Source organism: Longimicrobium sp. (assembly GCF_036280135.1).
Lineage (GTDB): Bacteria > Gemmatimonadota > Gemmatimonadetes > Longimicrobiales > Longimicrobiaceae > Longimicrobium.
The window spans coordinates 1-4,688 of the sequence record NZ_DASURI010000163.1 but is presented as its reverse complement, the minus strand read 5'-3'; the positions used below and the strand labels follow the sequence as shown (position 1 = coordinate 4,688).

The window sequence follows — 4,688 nt, the reverse complement described above, 5'->3', positions numbered from 1 at the left end:
ATCGAGGAGCGCGGCGGGGGCGTTCGCACGTTCCTGCTGGGCGTCGCCGTGGGGGCCGGCGTGGCCCTGCTGCTGGCGCCCCGCGCGGGCCGCGAGACGCAGCGCGAGCTGGGCCGCGCCCTGGCCGGCCTGCGCGACGGGGGCGTGGGCGGCGCGGCCGGCTCGCTCACGGGCTCCGTGGGCAGCCTGCGCGGCCGCGTGACGGGCCGCCTGGCCGACGTGCGCCAGTCCGTGGACGACGGCCTGGGCCGCGTGCGTGGCGCCGTGGAAGAGGGGCGGATGGCCGCCCGGCAGGCCCGCGGCGAGCTGCGCCGCCGCCTGGACGAGGCCAAGGCCACGTACCGCGCCGGCCAGGAGGGCGCGGCGCCCCCGCGCCCGGCCGTGGCCTCCATCGCCGACGCGGCGTCCGCGTCGCGGGCTCCGTCCCCGGCGAAGGCGGAGGGGGTGATCCGCGAGGTCACCCCCCGGCGCGACGCCGGCGACCTTGCCCGCTGACGTGCGTTGACGGCAAGTCGCGCGCGGCGCTAGCTTTGCGCCATGGCCCAGCGCGCCCCGGAGAGCCGCCTGTCGATCGCCTTGAGGGCCGCCCGTGCGGCCCTTTCGCGCATGGTGCGCGCCGGCTTCGATTTTTCGCGCCGGGTGTACCAGAAGGCCGGGGACGACGACATCTTCTTCCTGGCCGGGGGCATCGCCTTCAACGTGCTGGTGGCGGCGGTGCCCTTTCTGCTGCTGCTCATCGCCATCTTTGGCTACGTGCTCAAGAGCGCCGTGGCCGATCCCGAGCAGACGGCGGTGGACTACGTGCTGAGCATCCTGCCCCCGTCGCAGCGCATCGTGGCGCTCACGCGTGGGCTGGTGCGGGAGGTGGTGGGCGGGCGCACGCAGTTCGGGGTGCTGGGCTCGGTGCTGTTCATCTGGAGCAGCACGCGTCTGTTCGGCAGCCTGCGGTCGGTGCTTAAGCACATCTTCGACCTGCCGGAGGAGCGCGGCATTGTCCAGGGCAAGATCTTTGACCTGGGGATGGTGGTGATCGCGGGCACGCTGTTCCTGCTCAACACGGGCATCACGGTGGTGGTGGAGGCGGCGCAGTCGTACGGGGTGGAGTGGCTGGGGCTGGCGGGACGGCACGAGTGGGAGGTGCTGCAGCGGCTTTCGGCGCGGCTGCTGGCGTTCGCCTTCATCCTGCTGATGTTCGTGCTCATCTACCGCTTTCTCCCCCTGCGGCGCACGCCGTGGCGCATCGCCATCGTGGCGGGGGTGTTCACGTCCATCGTGTGGGAGATGCTCAAGGGCATCTTCGCGTGGTACGTGGGCTCGGTGGCGGACTACCGTACGACGTACGGCGCGCTGGCCGGCCTGGTCCTTCTCTTTCTCTGGGTGTACTACTCGGCAATCGTGTTCGTGCTGGGGGGAGAGGTGGCGCAGGTGTACGATTTGCTACGGCGGCGGCGCAAGCAGCGCGAGCTGCTCGAATAGAAAGGAAGTGCGAAAGTGCGAAAGTGCGAAAGTGCGAAAGTACCGGTATTCGGGTCCCTGCTGGGGCTGATCGTCGCGCTGGTCGTCGGAGTCGCTGACGCGGGGGCACAGACGCTGCCGGGGGCGCCGCTGGCGCTGGCCCACGGCGTGGAGCGTGACGGTGCCGCGCGATACCGCGACCCGCCCGTGGGCGCCGAGGGGCGCTACATCGTCATCGCCCTGGAGGAGCACCGGCTGTACCTCATGGAGGAGGAGCGGGTGATCTGGTCCACCGTGGTGGGCACGGGGACGGGCACGCGGCTGGAGGGCGCGGGGCAGGAGTGGGAGTTCAGCACGCCGCGCGGCATGTTCCGCGTGCAGCGCAAGGAGAAGAACCCGCGCTGGTACGTGCCCGACTGGGCGTACATCGAGCGCGGCGTCCCCATCCCGCCCGCCGGTGACGACTCGCGCTGGGAAGAGGGGATGCTGGGCACCACGGCGCTGTTCCTGGGCGAAGGCATTGCCCTGCACGGCACCGACAAGCCCCAGCTGCTGGGCCAGGCCGTCTCGCACGGCTGCATCCGCATGACCAACGAGGCCGCGCGGATGCTGTACCACGAGGTGGACGTGGGGACGCCGGTGTTCATCTACTAGGCGTACGGCAGGGATAGGGAACAGGGAATAGGGAATAGGGAATAGCGGGCACGGCTGAACTGCCGGTTACGGGGGACAGCCTGCAACTGCGACCCCGGCCGGCCTCCGGCGCGGACCGATGCAGTTCAACCTCCCCCAGGGGTTTTTGGGGGAGGTGGGCGAGCTCCGCGAGCCCGGTGGGGGCGCCGCTGGATGCCCGCCTCCGCGCCCGGATCCCGGTTCCCGCACGGACCCAGTTTCGCACTTTCGCACTCACGCACTTTCGCACTGCTTTTCCGTCATGGCAGAGGCCAAATCCGGCGACCGCATCGCCGTTCAGAACCGGCGCGCGCGGCACGAATACCACGTGCTGGAAACGTGGGAGACCGGCATCGTCCTGCAGGGCACCGAGGTCAAGTCCCTGCGCGACGGCAAGGGTAACCTCCAGGACGCCTTCGCCCGGCTGGACGGGGGCGAGCTGTGGCTTTACAATCTGCACATCTCCCCGTACGAGATGGGCAACCGCTTCAACCACGACCCCCTGCGGCCCCGCAAGCTGCTCATGCACCGCGGCCAGCTGCGCAAGCTGGTGGGACAGGTGGAGCAAAAGGGCCTCACGCTCGTGCCGCTGGACATTCACTTCACCGGCGGCCTGGCCAAGGTGAACCTGGCCCTGGTGCGCGGAAAGCAGCTCCACGACAAGCGCGAAACCCTGCGCGAGCGCGCCGACCAGCGCGACGTGGAACGTGCCTACAAGAACAGGGACGACTCCTAGCGCTCTCCTGGAGAATCCTGGATGCGAGTTCTCTACGCCTTCCTGCTGTTCGCCCTGTCCCACACGCCCGGTTTCGCCTCGTCCCAGCCCGCGCCCGGCGTGTGGCACATGGTGCTGGGCACCGAGACGGCGGCCGTCGCCGAGAGCACGGAGCGCGGCTACCCCGCGCTTCCCGCGTCGGCGCTGCTGTCCGTGGGCGCGCGCCTGTCGTACGGGCGCGGCGAGGTGATCGTGCAGTGGGGCCCGCGCGAAATCCGCCTGCGCCCCGACTCGCCCGGCGCGCTCGTGGACGGCCGGCCGCTGATGATGGCCAACCCCGTCTACCAGGCCAACGGCATCGTCTACCTGCCGGCGGACTTCTTCTCCGCCATCCTCCCGCAAGCCGCGCCGGGCCTGGTCTCCGTCGACGCCGGGAACCGCACCGTCCGCGCCGATCCCGCCGTGCTCGCGGCGGCATCCGCCGTCCCCGCGCCGGTCGCCGAAGCATCGGCGCCCGTGGCCATGCCGCAGCCGGCGCCCCCGCCGCGTCGCCGGCTGGTCGTGATCGACGCGGGGCACGGCGGGCGTGACCCCGGCGCCCGGGGGCAGGCGGGGACGCGGGAAAAGGACATCAACCTGCAGGTGGCGCGGCGCGTGGTGGAGATCCTGCGCCAGGACACCACCCTGGAGGTGCGGCTCACCCGCAACAGCGACACGCTCATCGCCCTGCGCGACCGGCCGCGGATGGCCGCCCGCTGGCGCGACGAGGGGCAGCCGGCGCTGTTCATGTCCATCCACTGCAACGCGCACCCCAGCCGCGGGGAGACGGGCTACGAGACGTACTTCCTGGCCGAGGCGCGCACGGCCGAGTCGCGCCGCGTGCAGGAGATGGAAGACGCCGCGCAGCAGTACGAGGACGACGCGCCGGGCGGCGGCAGCGGCGACGCGCTGGGCTTCATCATGAGCGACCTGCGTCAGAACCAGCACCTGCGCGAGAGCAGCGACTGGGCGCAGATGATCCAGGACCGCCTGCGCGAGGTGCACCCCGGCCCCAGCCGTGGGGTAAAGCAGGCCGGGTTCGCCGTGCTGGTGGGCGCCACGATGCCCGCCGTGCTGGTGGAGCTGGGCTTTATCTCCAACCGCAACGAAGAGCAGATGCTGGCCGATCCGCGCCAGCAGGACACCCTGGCCCGCCAGCTCGCGGCCGGTGTGCAGGACTTCTTCCGCGCGACGGACCGCCGCCAGTCCCGCGCGGGTAACTGAGCGAGGGGCTGCGGATTCGGATCGGCGGAGGCCGATATCGGGCGAGTGTCCGGTGATGCGGTCGCGACGTTAATCGACGGATCCCGGCGTCCGAGCCGGAGCGAATGATGCCGATCGCGGATCTGATCCGATAAGGGCCGTCTCCGAGCCGGAGCGAATGAATTCGCCGCTGGAAATTCGCGAAGTCCGCCTGCGCGGACTGCCCCAGAGAGGGTTACCGGAGTACACCGTCGCGACGGCATCGGCAATGGTCCGCCGGTGAAAAGCGGAAGCCCCGTATCGGCTCGCGGATGGCGGCCGAGCGGGGCTTTCAAGCGATTGCGGGGGAACGGCTTACGCGGATGGCGTCCTCTCGGGGGACGCGTGGATTCCCGCTCCGGGGACACGTTCCGCACATCCACTTCCGCTCCCTGCATCCGCCGAATTCCGCTAAGTGGCAGATTGATATAGTTTTGCGCCGCGTGATCGGCCCCGGTGCCGGGCCGGCGCGGACCTCGCATTCCCGATCATCAACCCCGACCCGACCTGTCCGATGCGCCCGACTCCCATCATCGCCCTGGACGTGCCCTCCCGCGCCGACGCC

The 4,688-nt window shown here is 70.7% G+C and carries 5 protein-coding genes; all 5 read left to right on the top strand.

Going from position 1 to position 4,688, the window contains the following annotated elements:
* Window positions 1–495 (top strand): YtxH domain-containing protein (locus tag VFZ20_RS04980; RefSeq protein WP_329682731.1); only part of this gene is annotated, 495 nt, incomplete at its 5' end.
* A 42-nt stretch (window positions 496–537) separates the two neighbouring features.
* Window positions 538–1,476, top strand: coding sequence for a YihY/virulence factor BrkB family protein (locus VFZ20_RS04975; protein ID WP_329682730.1), 939 nt, complete (start codon window positions 538–540; stop codon window positions 1,474–1,476).
* A gap of 15 nt (window positions 1,477–1,491) precedes the next feature.
* Window positions 1,492–2,109 (top strand): L,D-transpeptidase, encoded by a 618-nt coding sequence (locus VFZ20_RS04970; RefSeq protein WP_329682729.1) that lies wholly within the window; start codon window positions 1,492–1,494, stop codon window positions 2,107–2,109.
* A 280-nt stretch (window positions 2,110–2,389) separates the two neighbouring features.
* Window positions 2,390–2,863 (top strand): SsrA-binding protein SmpB, encoded by a 474-nt coding sequence (smpB, locus tag VFZ20_RS04965; protein ID WP_329682728.1) that lies wholly within the window; start codon window positions 2,390–2,392, stop codon window positions 2,861–2,863.
* A gap of 21 nt (window positions 2,864–2,884) precedes the next feature.
* Window positions 2,885–4,105 (top strand): N-acetylmuramoyl-L-alanine amidase, encoded by a 1,221-nt coding sequence (locus VFZ20_RS04960; protein WP_329682727.1) that lies wholly within the window; start codon window positions 2,885–2,887, stop codon window positions 4,103–4,105.
* Window positions 4,106–4,688 lie beyond the last annotated feature (583 nt).

What these genes read in the sequence shown, in the direction of transcription:
- VFZ20_RS04975 (WP_329682730.1), top strand. Translation starts at nt 538, where the DNA reads ATGGCCCAGCGCGCCCCGGAGAGCCGCCTGTCGATCGCCTTGAGGGCC.
- smpB (WP_329682728.1), top strand. Translation starts at nt 2,390, where the DNA reads ATGGCAGAGGCCAAATCCGGCGACCGCATCGCCGTTCAGAACCGGCGC.
- VFZ20_RS04960 (WP_329682727.1), top strand. Translation starts at nt 2,885, where the DNA reads ATGCGAGTTCTCTACGCCTTCCTGCTGTTCGCCCTGTCCCACACGCCC.